Genomic DNA, 17,152 nt, shown 5'->3' on the forward strand with positions numbered 1-17,152 from the left:
AAAATATTATTTTTGGTATAGAACTAAAATCTGGATTAAATATTCTTGCTTAGGTTTGCCATGAATTTTTTATCAATATCGGAAGTTATTGATAGGTATTTTATTATTATGTGTTGGCTGGTGGCGATTTTCGCCTTATTCACCTCGGGTGGTTATGTCTGCATATTTAAATGACGGTGTGGATTGTTCGCAGTTTCCGCCGATGGCTACAGGTGATGAACCATTGCAAACAGAAATACCAAAAGGGATGCAGCCGTTTGTGTTGCCAAAAGTAAAAATGACTCCTTTGGCTGGGTTTAGTATGCCCACACGTGTACTACATCGCGCTGCTTATCTTTATGATGAACCCGCTAGTATCTCTGCAATTGACTGGTTTGTGGGGTGGGGGTTTATGGCTAATGAAAAGGTAGTAAAGCGCCTGAAATTTGAGCAGAGAGCCCGTTTTGGTGGTATTGCCGGCACTAAAGATGGAGGTTCTATGCCATATTCTTATGATGATATGTACCTGAATGCTTCGAATGTCCATTTGATTCCGGCAAATAAAAAAATAGCTACTCAGATTAGTGGTATTAAGGTTGGGGATAATGTTCGTGTGGATGGTTGGCTGGTTAGAGTCGATATGGGAAATAGGTATGTGGTATCGTCATTGTCACGCACTGACAGGGGAGCGGGAGCGTGTGAAGTAATACTGGTATGTAATGTTACCCGGCTTGCTGCTGAAAAAGTATGGCCGGATTATAAGTGACTTTTGATATGGAGGTGGAATGATGTTATCTAGATGGTTGCTTGCATTGATGCTGGCCGCTATGGCCAGTACGGTATGGGCTGATGTGTATACAAAAGATGAATTGATTGGTTTTAATCGCGATGCCGCAGCAGGTGGTAAGGGCACTTTGTATGGGCAGTTTGCATTCAGACGAGATGCGGCAAAGAGAGATGAGGCGATCAAGGAGATTGGCTGGATGACGTTGCAACCGGGTGATTCAATCGGTTTTCATCGGCATGAGCATAATGAGGATACTTATATTATTGTTTCTGGGATAGGTCTGTTTACTGATTCTGATGGTAAATCTTATCAAGTTACGGTTGGTGATGTAACGATTGCGCGTAAGGGGCAATCGCATGCTTTGGCCAATATAGGTAAGGAGCCGCTGGTATTTATTGATGTGATTGCTGAGCAATAATTTCAGGTGTGGTTTTACTGCTCAGATGAATAGCCGGAGCGGCATATTGTTTTTTTGCTCTTTGAAAAGAATGTAATTGGGCAGGGATAAAGCTGTTTATATATAAACCGTCAGACAATGGTATGTCTGACGGTTTTTGTGTAAGCGGATTTATTCTGCGTCAGCCGCTTTGGCTACGGTTACCATGGCTGGGCGTAATACGCGGTCGGCAAGGGTATAGCCTTTTTTCATAACGGAAACCACGGTGTTGGGTTCCTGTTCGCTGTCTACGCTTTGCAAAGCCTGATGGCGGTGTGGATCGAGCTTGTCACCGGCTTTGGGGGTGATTTCTTTCACGTTAGATTGGTCGAAAGCTTTTTGTAGTTCGGTCAAGGTCATTTGTACGCCCATTTTCAGGGCATCAAAGTTGCCGCTCTGGTCTTGCAGTGCCATTTCCAGATAGTCTTTAACGGGCAGCATGGCACTGGCAAATTTCTGGCCAGCAAATTTGTGTGCGCTTTCGAGCTCTTCCTGATGACGGCGGCGCAGGTTCTGTTCGGTTGCGAGCGAACGCAGTTGTTCGTCTTTGAGTTGTCCTTCAAGCTCGTTAATGCGTTCCTGTAAGTCTTCGATGGTGGCTTCGGGGGCAACTGTTGGTTCTGTGGTTTCGGTGTTATCGTTAATCTGAGTTTCGTTTTCAGTGTTGTTTTCCGGTTGCATGTTTTTTCCTCGGCAAAAAGGTGAATTATTTAATTAAATTGGGTCGTTGTGGCGCTATTTCAAGCGATCGAGGTGGGGTTATGATGGTTTTTGCTTAGAGTGATTACAGTTTTGATTTTATTGCGCAATTTATGCGCGTTTTTTTATCTGGGTATTTAAATACCTTATTCAGGATAGAAATGTAAATACCGGATTGGGCGTAGTTTGGCAGGCAGAGGGTTGATAGGCGGACGCGCAGATAGTGCTGTCCGCCGTTTTGGTTGATATTTAGCCGGTATTACGCAATCCCTGAGCAATACCGTTAATGGTCAGGTGGATAAGCTGGAGTATTTCGCTGTTATCCGGTTGCTGGCGCAGTTGTTCCAGCAAATGAACCTGAAGCCAGTTCAGGGTGTTCAAATAGGGGATGCGTAAGGCCAGTGAACGCGCCAGTGTACGGTTGTCGCTCAGGTAGTGTTGGCGTTGCAAGATGTTGAGTAAGGCTTGTCGGCTGCGCTCAAATTCGTTTGCCAACATGGTGTAAATGGTTTGGGCGGCTTCTTGATCAGTGGCAAGGCTGATATAGGCTTTGGCAATGGTGAGATCGGCTTTTGCCATTACCTGATCCATGTTGGACAGCATGGTCTGGAAAAAGGGGCTGTGTTGTGCCTGTTGCTGTAAGCGTTGCAGATTGCTGCTGTCCTGTTCGATGAGGTCGACTACGGCACTGCCAAAACCATACCATGCTGGGAGCATGAGGCGATTCTGAGTCCAGGAAAATACCCACGGAATGGCGCGTAAGTCCTGAATTCTGGCCAGTGTTTTACGGCTGGCCGGACGACTGCCGATATTGAGGCTGGCAATTTCCTGAATCGGGCTGGTTTGCAGGAAGTAGTCAATAAATCCGGGAAAGGTGATCAGCTGGCGGTAGTATTTGAATGCACTGACAGACAGTGCATCCATCAGTTTGCTGTCGGGCTCGCTGTTTTGGGGTGGTAATACGGTGGCTTCGAGGGTGGCGGCAATCAGTGCTTCGAGATTGCGTTCGGCATTGGTAGGGTCGGCGTATTTGGCAGTGATGACTTCACCCTGTTCGGTAATGCGTATCTGTCCGGCTACGCTGCCGGCTGGCTGTGCCATGATAGCGTCGAAAGATGGTCCTCCGCCACGCCCAACGCTACCGCCACGGCCATGAAACAGGCGCAGGCGGATATGATGGCGGTCAAACAGTTGTACTAGTTTGGATTCTGCCTGATATAGTGACCACTGGCTGGTGACGTAACCGCCATCTTTATTGCTGTCGGAGTAACCCAGCATGATTTCTTGCAGGTTATTGCGGCTGTGCAGGAATGCACGGTACCACGGCAGGTTGAATAGGTTATCCATGATGCCAAGGCAATTGTGCAGGGCATCGATGGTCTCAAACAGAGGAACGATGTTGATACGGCTGGTGGGTTTTTCGTTGCTGATAGTCAGCAGACCGGTTTCTTTAAGTAGTAATGCGACTACCAGTATATCGCTAACGGTTTCGGTATTAGAGATGATGCACTGGTTGATGGCTGTTTCACCATAGCGATTTTTGATGCTGGCAGCAGTCTGGAAAATAGCCAGTTCGCGCATGGTATGGGAGCTATACTGGATATAAGGGCTATACAGGGGGCGCTGGGTGCTCAGCTCGCGTAACAGTACGCGCTGTTTGGCTGCTTCGCTTAAGGTCTGAAAAGCTTCAAGACCGGCATGGGTAAACAGTTCGGCCACAACTTCGGTATGTTTGGCCGCATGCTGGCGTAAGTCTATGGGCATGAGATGAAAGCCAAACAGGGAAACAGAACGAATCAGATCAGCCAGTTTGCCATGGCTGAGCAGGGCACTGCCATTTTGTTGCAGCGAGCTGGCGATATTGTTGAGTTCCTGTAGGAGTTCTGCCGGCTGTTGATAGGGGGGCAGGCCATGAGGCGGACTGTCTGGTTTGATACCCAGTTGTTGTGCTGTGGCATGGAGGCGTGCCTGTATATAGGTGAGGGCACGCCGATAAGGTTCTTCTTTATGTGCAGTGGCGGTGTCCGGTGACTGTTCGGCCATCTGGAGAACGGTGTGATCAACTTGCACGCGGCGGGTTGACAGAGGCAGTAGTTGATGCAGTTCATCCAGACACTGGTGATAATGCTGCAACAGGGTATTGGCCTGAAAGGTGAAGGCTTCCTGTAATGTATCGGCATTGACAAAGGGGTTGCCGTCACGATCGCCGCCAACCCAGCCACCTATGCTGATTACGTTGGGCAGGCTGGCTTGCGGGTAGACGCTGGCAAGTTGCTGTTGCAGCTTGCGATACAGCGCAGGTACGGCTTTGAAAAAGCTTAATGGAAAATAAGTTACGCTGTTGTAGATTTCATCGCTAACGCTGATTTTGAAATGACGGGTTTCATCAGTCTGCCATAAGGCCAGCAGGATGGCTTCAGTCTGTTGTTGTAACTGTTCGCTGTGATGTTTGCTAGTATGGTTACGCTCGTTAAGGATAGTACGGATATGACGCTGGAAACAGAGAATGCATTGGCGTTGTACTTCGGTGGGGTGGGCGGTGAGAACAGCACTGATGCTGGTGTGCTGTAAGGTCTGTTCCAGCTCGGCGGTGCTGATATGCTGTTGCTGAATCTGGTTGATAACGCGAATAAAGCTGGTACGCCCGGGGTGCTGGCTGTTGTTTTCGTATGCCTGCCGCCGCCGTTCATGATGAGCATCTTCGGCGATGTTTAATACCTGTGCAAACAGGCTGCAAGCGCGAATCAGGTCTTGTTGCTGGCGCAAGTCGAGGGTGGGAAGTGCCTGCTGGATGGTGGTTTGTGGCTGGTTGCCATTGAGTAGCTGGCGTAATACGGTTTGTACGGCTGTGGTAGTTTCGTGTTGCAAGATGTTAAATAATGCCTGAGTCAGAAAGCTGATGTCTGCCAATAGGGGAGCGTCTTTGTGTTTGTCCAGAAGTGGTGTGGGCATGGTTTTCTCGCTTTTGCAGATTGGTATGTTTATGTTCAATAGCTTGCTCTATGATATTACGTGGTGATTCTGTCGGCAATACTGCTGATTTGATAAAGGGTTATAACTACTGCTTCTTAGGTTACAAAAATATATTCTTTCTCAATTGTCCGGACGGCCTTTTATATTGTTGGTGCTTGTAGCACAGCAGAATGATGTTGCTGTTTGGTTTTATGCGTTCTGTTTATAATTTTTTGGCATATTTTGCTGTTGGGACATAGCCTGAACAAGGTGATTCTAATTTGTGTCGGTATTTTTTACCGTGCTGCTGCTGATGTTGTGGGTGCCTGTCGGGTCTATGGGAGAAAAAGTTATGCTGTTATTGAAACAGCCATCTGTATTGCCTGGTTTTACGCTTAGTCTGGGTGTGAGTGTGCTATCGCTGTCATTACTGGTGTTATTACCATTTGCGATGCTGGTGTGGACGGTTACTGATTTGGGCTGGCAGGGTTTTATGCGGTTAATTTTCGAGCAGCGGACGCTTGCTGCGGTATGGTTGACGCTGAAAATGTCTTTACTGGCGATGCTGGCCAGTGTGCTGCTGGGAACATTAGTGGCATGGGTGCTGGTGCGCTATCACTTCTGCGGCAAAGATTTGGTCAATGCTCTGGTGGATTTACCATTTGCATTACCGACAGCGGTAACGGGGGTAGCTCTGGCTACTTTATATGCACCCACTGGCTGGATAGGTGCAATATTTGCCCGGTTTGGCTGGCAGATAGCATTTACGCCGACAGGTATCTGGCTGGCATTACTACTGGTTAGCTTGCCGTTTGTGGTGCGGGCTGTGCAGCCGGTATTGGCTGAGTTGTCGGGAGAATATGAGGAGGCGGCAACGATATTGGGTGCATCCAGATTAACAATTATATTCAGAGTGCTGTTACCGGAGGTTTTGCCCGCGCTGGTAATGGGGGCAGGTATGGCTTTTGCACGTGCCACTGGCGAGTATGGTTCAGTCATTTTTATAGCAGGAAATGTACCGTTTAAATCGGAAATTCTGCCACTGATTATTGTCAGTAAGTTTGAACTGTTTGATTTACCGGCCGCAGCAGCAGTAGCGCTATTTATGCTGATTATTTCTTTTGTTATTTTATTTACGCTGAATTTATGGCAATGGCGTTTGAGCCGGCGTATGCAGGGGCGATATTGATGAGTATAGTTAAAACTAATGAATTGCTCTCTGAGCCGCGCTGGCTGCGCTGTGTGCTGATTGGCATAACGCTGCTGTTTCTGGGCGTGTTGTTAGTGCTGCCATTGTTGTCGGTATTCAGCTTTGCGCTGGCAAAGGGCTGGCAATTATATCTGGCTGCTTTGACCGATGAGGAAGCACTGGCAGCCATTCGCCTGTCATTGTTGATTACCCTGATTGTAGTGCCGATTAATGTGGTTCTGGGAGTAGCGATAGCATGGCTGTTAACCCATTTTTCTTTTCGTGGTAAGCAGTTGTGGACAACATTACTGGATTTGCCGTTTGCTGTATCACCAGTTGTTGCTGGTCTGATGTTTGTATTGTTGTTTGGCAGTAATAGCTGGTTTGGTGGTTGGTTGGATGCGTATGGAATACAGATTATTTTTGCCGTACCGGGCATGGTGCTGGCTACTCTGTTTGTAACATTTCCATTTGTAGCACGTGAATTAATTCCATTAATGCAGGCTCAGGGAAGCAGTGAAGAGCAGGCAGCACTGATACTGGGTGCCAGTGGCTGGCAAATGTTCTGGCGTGTGACTTTACCCAATCTGAAATGGGCACTGGTTTACGGCATTATTCTGACTAATGCGCGTGCGATGGGTGAGTTTGGGGCGGTTAGCATGGTTTCGGGTCATATTCGTGGTGAAACCAATACTATGCCGTTACTGGTAGAGATGATGTACAACGAATACAACATGGTAGGTGCGTTCGCTGTGTCCAGTTTGATGGCCTTACTAGCGTTATGTACTTTGATATTGCAGAAGTTTCTCGATTGGCATCAGGCACGTTTGTGCACAGATGCCCAACGTCGGCAGGCTGCAGTTATGGATTAAACAGTAAGGTACTGTGTTGAGTGGCGATTATGGGTATTCGTATTAAACATTTGAACAAATATTATGGTGATTATCACGCTTTACAGGATATTAATTTACAAGTGCCGGCTGGTTCGCTGACAGCTTTGCTTGGCCCTTCTGGTTGTGGCAAGACCACTTTGTTACGCATTATTGCTGGACTGGAACACGCCGATTCGGGCGAACTGTTTTTTGCGGATAAGGAAGTCAGCAAGCTGCATGTGCGTGAGCGGCAGGTTGGGTTTATGTTTCAGCACTATGCGCTGTTTCGCCATATGACAGTGTTTGATAATGTTGCTTTTGGCTTGCAGGTATTGCCACGCCGCTTGCGCCCGGGTAAAGCAGAGATAGCCGCGCGGGTAGAAGAATTATTACAACTGGTGCAGCTGGAGTGGCTGGCAAAAGTATATCCACAGCAATTATCTGGTGGCCAGCGCCAGCGTATTGCACTGGCACGGGCGCTGGCAACCAAACCAAAACTGCTGTTGCTGGATGAGCCTTTTGGTGCACTGGATGCCAAGGTACGCAAGGAGCTACGCCGGTGGCTGGTGGAAATTCACCATCAGTTGGACATTACCAGTGTGCTAGTTACACATGATCAGGAAGAGGCTCTGGAAATGGCTGATCAGATCGTGGTCATGAATCAGGGCAAAATTGAGCAAAGTGGTGCGGCTGCATCTCTGTATGATAATCCGGGGAATGTATTTGTTACCGAGTTTCTGGGCGAAGTGAATGTTTTTGAAGATGCCTGTATTGAACAGGGGCAACTGTGTCTGGGCAGCTATTGCGAACCGGTCACCACAGGAGAATGCGCGCGCCAGAATGTGGCTGTCTATGTGCGCCCGCAGGAAATACAGCTATTAACTCATATTCAGGATAATGTGATTGCTGCTGCAATTGTGGAAGAAATACATGTTATCGGTGCACAGATCAGGTTGTGGCTACGGCGACAGGATAATAAACAGCGTATACAGGTGTGGCTGTCACCAGCAGAATTTCGCACACTGGCTCTGCAACCATCACAAACAGTGTGGTTCAAACCACAACGCCTAGCTATATTCAGCTTGCCAGAACTGGTGGATTATATAATTTAATGCGATGTAAAAATTAGGCTTCAGGTTTGCTGTTAATTGATATGTTAATCAGCCTGTATTGGCGATTAATTTATTTCGAGTTATCCGTACTAATCAATATTTTTGTTTAATATTTTAAATAATTTATGTGTTTAGTTAGTATATATAGAAAATGACTATTCAGAAACTAGATTATAACTTCTTAGGTATTTAAATTTATATGTATATTATATAAAAACAGGGCTATCTGGATTTGCCCAATAGCCCTGTTGTTGGATTGTGATGTTTACTAGTTGCTAGCGCGTTCAATAATAGCGCCTACGCCACTCAGTTTTTGTTCAATGTTTTCGTAACCACGATCCAGATGGTAAATACGTTCAACGGTGGTTTCACCACTCGCTACCAGACCAGCCAGGACAAGACTGGCCGATGCACGCAGGTCGGTGGCCATTACGGTGGTACCAGATAACTGTTCCACTCCTTCTACAATGGCGGTATTGCCTTCAGCTGATATCTGTGCTCCCATGCGATTGAGTTCAGGTACATGCATAAAGCGATTTTCAAAAATGGTTTCTACTACTTTACTGTTACCACTGGCGATGGTATTCATTACCATAAACTGTGCCTGCATGTCGGTGGGAAATGCCGGATAGGGCAGGGTGCGTATATCTACGGCTTTAGGACGCTGCTGCATATCGATGCTGATCCAGTCGTCACCCGCTTCAATAATAGCACCAGCTTCACTTAGTTTTTCCAGAATGGCCAGCATGGTTTTAGGGGCGGCATGCTTGAGAACTACTTTACCACCGGTCATAGCTACTGCGCACAGGAAAGTACCGGCTTCGATGCGATCGGGTACTACGCGGTGGGTACAACCATGTAGTTTTTCTACACCGGTAATGGTAAGAGTAGGAGTACCTATACCTTGAATATTTGCTCCCATTTTAACCAGACAGTCGGCAAGATCAGTAACTTCTGGTTCCATGGCAGCATTTTCCAGAATGGTAGTACCTTCTGCCAATGTTGCAGCCATTAACAGGTTTTCTGTACCGGTTACGGTAACCATATCCATGACGATATGTGCGCCTTGCAGACGTCGGGCACGGGCTTTGACGTAGCCATGCTCGATACTGATTTCGGCACCCATGGCTTCAAGCCCTTTCAGATGCTGGTCTACCGGTCGTGAACCGATGGCACACCCGCCAGGCAGGCTAACCTGAGCTTCACCAAAATGCGCCAGTGTCGGTCCTAATACCAGAATGGAAGCACGCATGGTTTTGACCAGATCATATGGTGCACAGGTATTGTTGATACCGCTACAGTTGATTTCGAACTCATGTACGTTGTCTGTCAGTACGCGTGCGCCCATGCCCTGTAACAGTTTTTGGGTGGTTTTAACGTCCCGCAGCATAGGGACATTAGTCAGATGCAGGGTATCCCGTGTCAGTAGTGAAGCACACAGCAAAGGCAGGGCTGCATTTTTGGCGCCAGAAATAATGATTTCGCCGTTTAATGCGCCGTTAGCACGGATTTTTAATTTTTCCATATAAATTCTCAATGATGGCAGTAAAGGCTGTCTGCCGATTAATGCTGTTTTGCTGCCCATTCAGCAGGTGTGGCTGCGGTAGTAATGGATAGTGCATGTAATTCATTGCTGGCAATCTGTTGTGCCAGGCCATCTTTAATCATGCGATGGCGAGCCAGACGGCTTTTTCCGGTAAAAGCACTGGATACAATCCGGGCAAAGAAATGATGACCGTCGCCTTCAACCTCGAGATATTCGCAGGGCAGAAGGTTGGCAATCATGGCTTTAACCTCTTCGGGTGTTAACATGATGGGCTCCAGGATAGCTATTGAAATGGCGGCTATTATAGCGTTTTAGTTTGTCTAATTGCGTAATTTCCAGCCAGATTTCAGTATGGCGCAGACAAGAATACATAAGCCAACAGCAAAGCTGCCGACTACGCTTAATGCCAGCCAAGGGGAGGAATCACTCTGGCCAAAAAAGCCAAAACGAAAGCCATCAATGATGTAAAAAACTGGATTGAAATGACTGAGGGAGCGCCAGAATGCTGACAGGCTGTTAATAGAATAGAATACGCCAGACAGGAAAGTCAGGGGCATGATGAGAAAATTCTGGAATGCAGCTAGCTGGTCGAATTTTTCTGCAACAATGCCTGCCAAGAGGCCAAACATACCCATGATTGCACATCCCAGCAGAGCAAATGTGATTATCCAGCCGATCTGATAAGGTAGAGGTAGGCCAAAAAAAGCCGTTACTGCTATTACACCAAGCCCCACCATTAATCCACGCAGGATAGAAGCACCCACATAGGCGCAGAAGAAAGCAGCTGTACCTAATGGCGGCAACAGGATAAATATCAGATTACCGGTTATACGTGACTGAATCAGGCTTGAGGATGAATTGGCAAAGGCATTTTGCAGCATGGACATCATGGCCAGCCCCGGAATCAGAAATGCATTGTAACTGACACCAGGTAGGATATCAGCACGTCCTTGCATGATATGAGCAAAAATTAGCTGGTACAGCAAGGCAGTCAGAATAGGCGCAGATAGGGTTTGAAAGCCTACTTTCCAGAAACGCAGTACTTCTTTTTTAAACAGGGTATAGCAACCAATGGTATTCATTTATCACCTTTCACATGATCGCTGGTCAGGCGCAGAAACACGTTTTCCAGATCGTTTTCCATTATGTGTAGGTTTCTGACGTTGATATTCTGGGTTTGCAGATTTTGTAACAGAGTGGTCAGCTGGCCGTAGTCAGCAAGTTTCAGTAGATAATTGTTACCATCTGCCTGTATGAGATGCTGATGCAGGTTATCTGGCAATGGTTGATCTAAAGTTAATGTCAGCTGTAAATCTGTTTCGCTATCCAGTAGGTTTTGAGTACTGTCCAGTGCCACAATTTCGCCGTGTTTAAGCATGGCAATACGGTCACATAACGACTGTGCCTCCTCCAGATAATGGGTTGTCAGAATGATGGTATGACCGGCTGTGTTCAATTTGGTAATGAATTGCCACAGGTTTTGTCTTAATTCGACATCTACGCCGGCAGTCGGTTCGTCCAGTACGATGACTGGTGGCCGGTGTACCAGTGCCAGCGCTACCATGACACGACGCTTCATGCCACCGGAGAGGTTGCGGGTATTGGTATTGGCTTTATCTGCTAAGCCGAGACTGACAATAATTTCATCTATCCATTCGTCGTTTTTGCGCAAACCAAAATAACCGGACTGAAATCGCAGTGCCTCGCGTACGCTGAAAAAAGGGTCGAAAACCAGTTCCTGTGGTACGACTCCTAAAAGTTTGCGGGTGATATTTGCTTCATGTTGCACATCATGGCCGCAAATGCTGATTTGGCCGGAGGTTAGACGGCTCAGGCCAGCCATTGCTGAAATAAGTGTGGTTTTGCCAGCGCCGTTGGGGCCGAGCAGGCCAAAAAATTCACCTGGCTGAACGCTGAAGCTGACGCCTTTTAAAGCCATAAAACCATTGGCATAGGTTTTAACAGCTTGTTTGATGCAAAGAGCAGGAGAAGTCATAGGTTAAATGGATATCTGCAATGGTTGGTGATAGTGTTTTGCTGATGATTAAGGCTCTGATGGTTTTATTTCTTCACTCAGGGGCTGATCTTCATCTGCTGGCAGGTTATAGTTTTCGCTGGCCCAGCTGCCAAGATCAATCATTTTGCAGCGTTCTGAGCAAAATGGCCGGAAACGGTTGGCTGGAGTCCATATAACATTTTGTCCACAGGTGGGGCAAATAACAGTCGTGATTTTTTCTGTCATTATTTGATTACCGGATCGAAGCTGCACATAACCAGAGTAAACGGGATGTCTGTCGTTAAAACTGGTCCGCGTGCTTGTTGTTGTGATGCTTGTAAAAAACGAATATGGGTAAAATATTTATTGGCAGATACTTCTGGTAATGCTGCAGCGTTCTGGGCGACATTGATGCCGAGCAAATGGATATTCTGCCCCAAACTATTATGCTGGTAACTGCCAGCTGTTGCCAAACATTCTACTGACAAACTATTGTGGCGCAGGATTTCCAGTAGCAGATTGATGGCTTCATAAGTGGGTAATAGGCTTTGGATCCACTGGCGTAACTGATTTTCACGTTCTTCAGGATTTTTCTGCTGCCAGTAATAATATGAAGGCAAATCATACGGGCTAGTACCACCGGGAACAAACATACGTTGTTTGATTGCCATCAGCCATTCATTCTCACGCAAGTGCTGTCCGAATTTCTGTTGGACACTTTGCAGATTTGAAATTGCGGTCTGGATAGTTTCCAGCGCAGCACCACCTTCTTCACCACGTTGCCGTGCCAGACCTTTTTGGCGCTCCAGCTCCTGCAGAATATCCAGTTTCAGCTCGGCGCGTGCGGCTGCTTCCATGATTTCAAACAGTGAAAACAGTGCACAATGATGTGCCCAGATTTCACTACGTATTAATACTTCATGGAAGTGCTTGAACAGGTGTGCAATACGTAAGAAATTGCGGACGCGCTCGGACAAAGGATGTTCGAAATGGATGAGATCGGTCATAACTTGGCTGGTGTTAGAGCTTGATAGTAGTGATGCTGCTGAATGACTTTCCGGTTAAGTTCCTGCCAGCTGCCATCGTTGATAATAATATCATCGGCAATGGCTTTTCTGCTATTACTGTCAGTTTGTTGTGCCATGATAGCACGGATTGTCGTTTCGTCCAGACCACTACGTTGCTGAACTCTTTGAATACATACATCAAGCGGTGTTTCGATAATGAGTATGCGCTGTACCAGTTGTTGAAATTCCGGTTTTTCTACCAGTAAAGGAATTTCTATAATCCCATAATGTTGATTGGATCCAGTTTGCTGTTTGGCTTGTTGCAAATTTTGCCAGATTAGAGGATGAAGAATATTTTCCAGCAATATGCGATTGTGGGGATCGGAAAATACCCAGTTACGTAGTTGTTGGCGGTTTAGACTACCATCAGCCAGAAACAGGTCTTTCCCACACTGTTTCTGGATTGCAGGTAAAGCCAGTCCTTGCGGGGCAGTAAGCTGGCGGGAAATATCATCTGCATTCAATACAGGTACACCCAAAGCAGCAAAACAGCTTGCTGCTGTAGATTTACCACTGCCTATCCCGCCGGATAAACCTACCCAGAATGTCATATACCGAATCCGGAAAGACGCAACCACCAGTGAATCAGCTGGTTAATCTGACTGTTTGCCATCCACACAATCCAGCCAGCAATAGCCAGTGCCGGACCAAAAGCCATTGGCTGACTGCGGGCAACTTTGAGAATAAGTGAGACAATAATGCCGACAATTGCGGCCATGAATACAATTAATGGCAATGCTGCGACTCCCATCCAGGCACCAAGAGCAGCCAGTAATTTGAAATCACCATAGCCCATGCCATCTTTGCCGGTTAGCAACTTGAATAGCCAGAATAGTGACCACAAGCTCAGATAGCCCAGTGCAGCACCCCAGACAGCAGCAGATAAGGGAACAAACTCACAGTACCAATTAAACAGTAAACCGAACCACAGTAGTGGCAAAGTAATCTGATCAGGCAAGAGCTGGGTATCAGCATCAATGAAAGTCAGTGCAATCAGCGCAGCAGTCAGTACCAGACCACCTGCTGCGACAGGTGTAACATCATAATGCCAGACTACTGCTGCAAAGGCCAGACCTGTTAATAACTCTACACAAAAGTAGCGGGGACTGATTGGTGCAGCACATGCGGCACAGCGACCACGTAGTAACAGATAGCTTAACAGCGGTACATTCTGCCACCAGCGGATTTTGCACTGACAGTGCGGACAGGCTGAAGGTGGGACACACAAATTAAAGTGGGCAGAATTTTCTGCTGGCAGTTGTAGTGCTATCCGTGCTTCAGCCTGCCAGCTTCTTTCCATCATGATGGGTAAGCGATAGATGACTACATTCAGAAAACTGCCAACAGTAAAACCCAATATTAGTGCGGCTATGCCAAAAAACAGGGTATCAGTTAACATCTGTCATTAACCTATAGCGTTGCCCATATTGAACATTGGTAAATACATCGCTACCAGAATGACACCAATAATTAGACCTAATACCACCATAATGATTGGTTCCATTAGTGAAGATAATTGTGAAACAGCGATATCTACATCGTCTTCATAAAATTCAGCGGCCTTATTCAGCATGGAATCAAGTGAACCAGATTCTTCCCCGATAGAGGCCATTTGTATTACCATATTGGGAAATAACTCTGTTGCCCTCATGGCGGAAGTAAGTGAAATACCCTGATTTACTTTGGTACGGATTTCCTGAGTCGCTTCCTCATACTGGATATTACCTGATGCTCCGGCTACAGAATCCAGTACTTCTACCAGAGGTACCCCAGCAGCGAACAGAGTGGCCATAGTACGAGACCAGCGAGCAATAGTTGCTTTACGCACAATTTGCCCAAAGATAGGCAATTTTAACAACATATGATCAAAGCGTTTTCGCAGGTCTGCTGAGTTTTGAAACCATTTATAGAAGCCAATTCCCGCAATAATTAATGTTATTAGAATAAAAATGCCATAATGAACGAAAAAGTCAGATATATTCATCATAACCTGAGTTAAGCCGGGCAATGGAACACCCATTCCTTCATATACCTTGGCAAAAGAGGGCAGTACAAACATCATCATGACAAAAACCAGTGCTATGGCAACAATGACTACAACGACCGGATAAGTTAAGGCACTTTTAACTTTTTTCTTGATACCTTGCGTTTTTTCTTTATATACCGCCAGCTTGTCTAATAGCCCTTCCAGTACACCACCAGTTTCACCGGCACGCACCAGATTACAGTAAAATTTATCAAAGTATTTTGGGTGCTTGGAAAAAGAATCAGCCAGAGATGTACCCTGCTCAACATCTGCACGAATTTCTGTCAGTAACTGAGTTATACCTGGATTGGAATGGCCTTTGGCAGCAATATCAAACGCCTGCATTAACGGTAAGCCGGACTTCATCATGGTGGATAACTGTCGCGTAAAGACAGTGATATCCGCCTGACTGATTTTCTTCTGACGCTGTTTCTTGACCTTGGTAATCTGAATAACACGAATCTGACGCCGGTTCAGCTTGGCACGAGCTTCTGCTTCATTTTTTGCAACTACCTCTCCGCGCACAATCTGTTCGGTTTTGATGTTTTTACCTTCAAAACTGAAAGTGGTACCGGCGGGTTTGGCTTTGGACACTGCTACTGGTTTATTCATAGTTTTTTCCCACAGTATGGATTTAATTTGATAAATCGGCAATCAGCTTTAATCATTGGTGGTTGCCAGAATTTCGTCCAGAGACGTGATACCTTCCATAACTTTAAGCAAACCGGCATGACGTAAATCAACCAGTCCTTCCTTGAGTGCCTGAGTACTGATATCAACTTCATTACCGTTGTTCATAATGATACGTTGCATTTCTTCACTGACAGGCATGACTTCATAAACACCGGCACGTCCCTTGTAGCCTTTGCTTTTGCAGCGTTCACAGCCCACCGGCCGGTAAAATGTCCAGTCTTTGGCCAGATCTTCATCCGAAAAGCCGGCTTTTTTCAGAGCATCTTCAGGTGGACGTTCTGCTGGTGCCTTGCAGGTACATAAACGCCGTACCAAACGTTGGGCCATAATCAGATTAACTGAACTGGCGATGTTGAACGGAGCAACGCCCATATTCAGCATACGTGACAATGTGGCCGGAGCGTTATTGGTATGCAGGGTGGAGAAAACCATATGGCCAGTTTGCGCAGCCTTGATGGCGATATCTGCTGTTTCCAGATCTCGAATTTCCCCCACCATGATAATGTCCGGATCCTGACGCAGGAAAGATTTTAGTGCTGCTGCGAATGTCAGCCCCTGTTTATCATTAACGTTGACCTGATTGATACCGGGCAGGTTAATTTCCGCTGGGTCTTCTGCAGTGGAAATATTAACGCTGTCGGTATTAAGTATGTTCAGACAGGTATACAGTGATACGGTTTTACCCGAACCGGTTGGACCGGTAACCAGCACCATGCCATAGGGGCGATGAATAGCTTCTAGCAGTAATTCTTTCTGAAATGGTTCAAAACCGAGCTGTTCGATATTCAAGGTAGCGGCATCCGAATTCAGGATACGCATTACAATTTTTTCACCAAACAGGGTAGGCAGGGTGCTGACACGAAAATCAATTGGCTTGGCACCTTTGCGGAACTGAATCTGAATGCGGCCATCCTGAGGAACACGCTTTTCTGAAATATCCATTTTGGACATAACTTTGATACGTGAGGAGATCTGGCTGCGAATATTCAGTGGCATACGTACTACTTCACGTAATTGTCCATCAACACGGAAACGTACCCGTGCGATTTCTTCATAAAATTCGAAATGGATATCTGATGCACCGCCGGCCAGAGCATCCCCCAGTATTTTGAAGACAAATTTGGCAACAGGGCCATTTTCGCCATCTTCCTCATCTGCGGACATGGCATTGCTGCCACTTGCTTCTTCATCACCGACTGAATCCATGCCCTCCAGCAGACTGGTGGATTCCTGATCAAGATTTTCCAGTAACTGGCGTAACTGGTTATCACGAACAATAACCAAGTTCAGTACGCAGCCTGCATCAGTAGCAATTTTCTGGTAATGCTGTATCGATGTAGGGTCTGATACAGCGAGAAACAGGCGGTTACCGCGCTTGAATATCGGTACACACATGTATTGCTGCATGACTTTCAGATTGATTAAATTTGACGGTACCAGATTTTGGTTATACCGTTCCAGATTCAGGTAAGGAATACTGAATACACTGGACAAAAAGCTGGCCAGCTTATCGGCATTAATGGCACCAGACTGCAACAGTGCCGGTATAACCGGACGTTTCTGTTCCAGCTCCTGACGCAGTTTTTCTGCTTTTTCTGCGTCAATAATCTGGTGTTTATACAAAACCCGAATCAATCCTACACTCATACAAACTAAATCCCGTCTTAATAACTTTTAGAGTTTACACTTGCTGGCTATTACACCTGTCCTGGCTTCGTTTTACAGTCTGGTGTGTCCAGTATGCTGTTTTGTGACCGGTACAGAATATGCCTTTAGTAAATCCATGTTAATGTTTAAT

At 46.4% G+C, this 17,152-nt stretch carries 17 protein-coding genes; 5 read left to right on the top strand and 12 right to left on the bottom strand.

All coding sequences use genetic code 11. The annotated features are described in order from the left end of the window. Window positions 1–154: 154 nt before the first annotated feature. Both BGI33_RS04440 and BGI33_RS04445 read left to right on the top strand, forming a co-directional pair. Entirely contained in the window at window positions 155–745 is a 591-nt protein-coding gene (locus BGI33_RS04440) for a hypothetical protein (RefSeq protein WP_100090128.1), read from the top strand. A 49-nt stretch (window positions 746–794) separates the two neighbouring features. After that, complete coding sequence (locus BGI33_RS04445) at window positions 795–1,184, top strand: cupin domain-containing protein (protein WP_100090194.1); 390 nt, start codon at window positions 795–797, stop codon at window positions 1,182–1,184. Window positions 1,185–1,334: 150 nt separating this feature from the next. On the opposite strand, the gene grpE is transcribed toward BGI33_RS04445, so the two are convergent. Continuing rightward, window positions 1,335–1,883 carry a nucleotide exchange factor GrpE gene (gene grpE / locus BGI33_RS04450; RefSeq protein WP_100090129.1) on the bottom strand — a complete coding sequence of 183 codons (549 nt, stop codon included), beginning with the start codon at window positions 1,881–1,883 and terminating at the stop codon, window positions 1,335–1,337. 267 nt (window positions 1,884–2,150) lie between these two features. Next, window positions 2,151–4,853, bottom strand: a complete 2,703-nt coding sequence (gene ppc, locus BGI33_RS04455; protein WP_100090130.1) for a phosphoenolpyruvate carboxylase — start codon at window positions 4,851–4,853, stop codon at window positions 2,151–2,153. Between the two features lie 352 nt (window positions 4,854–5,205). Between ppc and cysT the strand changes: the two genes are divergently transcribed. The 3 genes from cysT to BGI33_RS04470 are packed head-to-tail and all read left to right on the top strand — an operon-like array spanning window position 5,206 to window position 8,026. Next, window positions 5,206–6,042 carry a sulfate ABC transporter permease subunit CysT gene (cysT, locus tag BGI33_RS04460; protein ID WP_100090195.1) on the top strand — a complete coding sequence of 279 codons (837 nt, stop codon included), beginning with the start codon at window positions 5,206–5,208 and terminating at the stop codon, window positions 6,040–6,042. Beyond that, window positions 6,042–6,914 carry a sulfate ABC transporter permease subunit CysW gene (gene cysW, locus BGI33_RS04465; protein ID WP_100090131.1) on the top strand — a complete coding sequence of 291 codons (873 nt, stop codon included), beginning with the start codon at window positions 6,042–6,044 and terminating at the stop codon, window positions 6,912–6,914. The genes cysT and cysW overlap by 1 nt, the downstream gene beginning before the upstream one ends. A 29-nt stretch (window positions 6,915–6,943) precedes the next feature. Further along, complete coding sequence (locus tag BGI33_RS04470; protein ID WP_100090132.1) at window positions 6,944–8,026, top strand: sulfate/molybdate ABC transporter ATP-binding protein; 1,083 nt, start codon at window positions 6,944–6,946, stop codon at window positions 8,024–8,026. A gap of 268 nt (window positions 8,027–8,294) precedes the next feature. Here BGI33_RS04470 and murA read toward each other — a convergent pair whose 3' ends face one another. From murA to pilB, 10 genes are read right to left on the bottom strand one after another with little or no spacing between them, the layout of a single operon-like run. Then, window positions 8,295–9,551: a UDP-N-acetylglucosamine 1-carboxyvinyltransferase gene (gene murA, locus BGI33_RS04475; RefSeq protein ID WP_100090196.1), complete on the bottom strand. Its 1,257-nt coding sequence runs from the start codon at window positions 9,549–9,551 to the stop codon at window positions 8,295–8,297. 38 nt (window positions 9,552–9,589) lie between these two features. Further along, window positions 9,590–9,838: a BolA family protein gene (locus tag BGI33_RS04480; RefSeq protein WP_100090133.1), complete on the bottom strand. Its 249-nt coding sequence runs from the start codon at window positions 9,836–9,838 to the stop codon at window positions 9,590–9,592. Between the two features lie 54 nt (window positions 9,839–9,892). Beyond that, window positions 9,893–10,654, bottom strand: a complete 762-nt coding sequence (locus BGI33_RS04485; protein WP_100090134.1) for an ABC transporter permease — start codon at window positions 10,652–10,654, stop codon at window positions 9,893–9,895. Then, window positions 10,651–11,568: an ABC transporter ATP-binding protein gene (locus BGI33_RS04490; RefSeq protein ID WP_100090135.1), complete on the bottom strand. Its 918-nt coding sequence runs from the start codon at window positions 11,566–11,568 to the stop codon at window positions 10,651–10,653. The genes BGI33_RS04485 and BGI33_RS04490 overlap by 4 nt, the downstream gene beginning before the upstream one ends. A 48-nt stretch (window positions 11,569–11,616) precedes the next feature. After that, window positions 11,617–11,814: a DNA gyrase inhibitor YacG gene (gene yacG, locus BGI33_RS04495; protein ID WP_100090136.1), complete on the bottom strand. Its 198-nt coding sequence runs from the start codon at window positions 11,812–11,814 to the stop codon at window positions 11,617–11,619. Beyond that, window positions 11,814–12,575, bottom strand: coding sequence for a cell division protein ZapD (gene zapD, locus BGI33_RS04500; RefSeq protein WP_100090137.1), 762 nt, complete (start codon window positions 12,573–12,575; stop codon window positions 11,814–11,816). Before zapD ends, yacG begins: the two co-directional genes overlap by 1 nt. Beyond that, window positions 12,572–13,186, bottom strand: coding sequence for a dephospho-CoA kinase (gene coaE / locus BGI33_RS04505; RefSeq protein WP_100090138.1), 615 nt, complete (start codon window positions 13,184–13,186; stop codon window positions 12,572–12,574). The genes zapD and coaE overlap by 4 nt, the downstream gene beginning before the upstream one ends. Continuing rightward, on the bottom strand, window positions 13,183–14,034 hold the full coding sequence (locus BGI33_RS04510) for a prepilin peptidase (RefSeq protein WP_100090139.1): 852 nt from the start codon (window positions 14,032–14,034) through the stop codon (window positions 13,183–13,185). Before BGI33_RS04510 ends, coaE begins: the two co-directional genes overlap by 4 nt. A gap of 6 nt (window positions 14,035–14,040) precedes the next feature. Next, entirely contained in the window at window positions 14,041–15,273 is a 1,233-nt protein-coding gene (locus BGI33_RS04515) for a type II secretion system F family protein (protein ID WP_100090140.1), read from the bottom strand. A gap of 48 nt (window positions 15,274–15,321) precedes the next feature. Then, the gene (pilB, locus tag BGI33_RS04520; protein WP_100090141.1) at window positions 15,322–17,001 is read right to left on the bottom strand and encodes a type IV-A pilus assembly ATPase PilB; all 1,680 of its coding nucleotides are present in this window, start codon (window positions 16,999–17,001) and stop codon (window positions 15,322–15,324) included. Between the last annotated feature and the right edge of the window lie 151 nt (window positions 17,002–17,152).

This window comes from Snodgrassella alvi, from assembly GCF_002777425.1.
In the GTDB taxonomy this organism is placed as follows: domain Bacteria; phylum Pseudomonadota; class Gammaproteobacteria; order Burkholderiales; family Neisseriaceae; genus Snodgrassella; species Snodgrassella alvi_B.

Coding starts and splice junctions, on each gene's coding strand:
- murA (WP_100090196.1), bottom strand. CDS start 9,551: ATGGAAAAATTAAAAATCCGTGCTAACGGCGCATTAAACGGCGAAATC.
- BGI33_RS04510 (WP_100090139.1), bottom strand. CDS start 14,034: ATGTTAACTGATACCCTGTTTTTTGGCATAGCCGCACTAATATTGGGT.
- yacG (WP_100090136.1), bottom strand. CDS start 11,814: ATGACAGAAAAAATCACGACTGTTATTTGCCCCACCTGTGGACAAAAT.
- BGI33_RS04440 (WP_100090128.1), top strand. CDS start 155: ATGTCTGCATATTTAAATGACGGTGTGGATTGTTCGCAGTTTCCGCCG.
- ppc (WP_100090130.1), bottom strand. CDS start 4,853: ATGCCCACACCACTTCTGGACAAACACAAAGACGCTCCCCTATTGGCA.
- BGI33_RS04445 (WP_100090194.1), top strand. CDS start 795: ATGCTGGCCGCTATGGCCAGTACGGTATGGGCTGATGTGTATACAAAA.
- grpE (WP_100090129.1), bottom strand. CDS start 1,883: ATGCAACCGGAAAACAACACTGAAAACGAAACTCAGATTAACGATAAC.
- coaE (WP_100090138.1), bottom strand. CDS start 13,186: ATGACATTCTGGGTAGGTTTATCCGGCGGGATAGGCAGTGGTAAATCT.
- BGI33_RS04485 (WP_100090134.1), bottom strand. CDS start 10,654: ATGAATACCATTGGTTGCTATACCCTGTTTAAAAAAGAAGTACTGCGT.
- zapD (WP_100090137.1), bottom strand. CDS start 12,575: ATGACCGATCTCATCCATTTCGAACATCCTTTGTCCGAGCGCGTCCGC.
- BGI33_RS04480 (WP_100090133.1), bottom strand. CDS start 9,838: ATGTTAACACCCGAAGAGGTTAAAGCCATGATTGCCAACCTTCTGCCC.
- cysW (WP_100090131.1), top strand. CDS start 6,042: ATGAGTATAGTTAAAACTAATGAATTGCTCTCTGAGCCGCGCTGGCTG.
- BGI33_RS04490 (WP_100090135.1), bottom strand. CDS start 11,568: ATGACTTCTCCTGCTCTTTGCATCAAACAAGCTGTTAAAACCTATGCC.
- BGI33_RS04515 (WP_100090140.1), bottom strand. CDS start 15,273: ATGAATAAACCAGTAGCAGTGTCCAAAGCCAAACCCGCCGGTACCACT.
- BGI33_RS04470 (WP_100090132.1), top strand. CDS start 6,944: ATGGGTATTCGTATTAAACATTTGAACAAATATTATGGTGATTATCAC.
- cysT (WP_100090195.1), top strand. CDS start 5,206: ATGCTGTTATTGAAACAGCCATCTGTATTGCCTGGTTTTACGCTTAGT.
- pilB (WP_100090141.1), bottom strand. CDS start 17,001: ATGAGTGTAGGATTGATTCGGGTTTTGTATAAACACCAGATTATTGAC.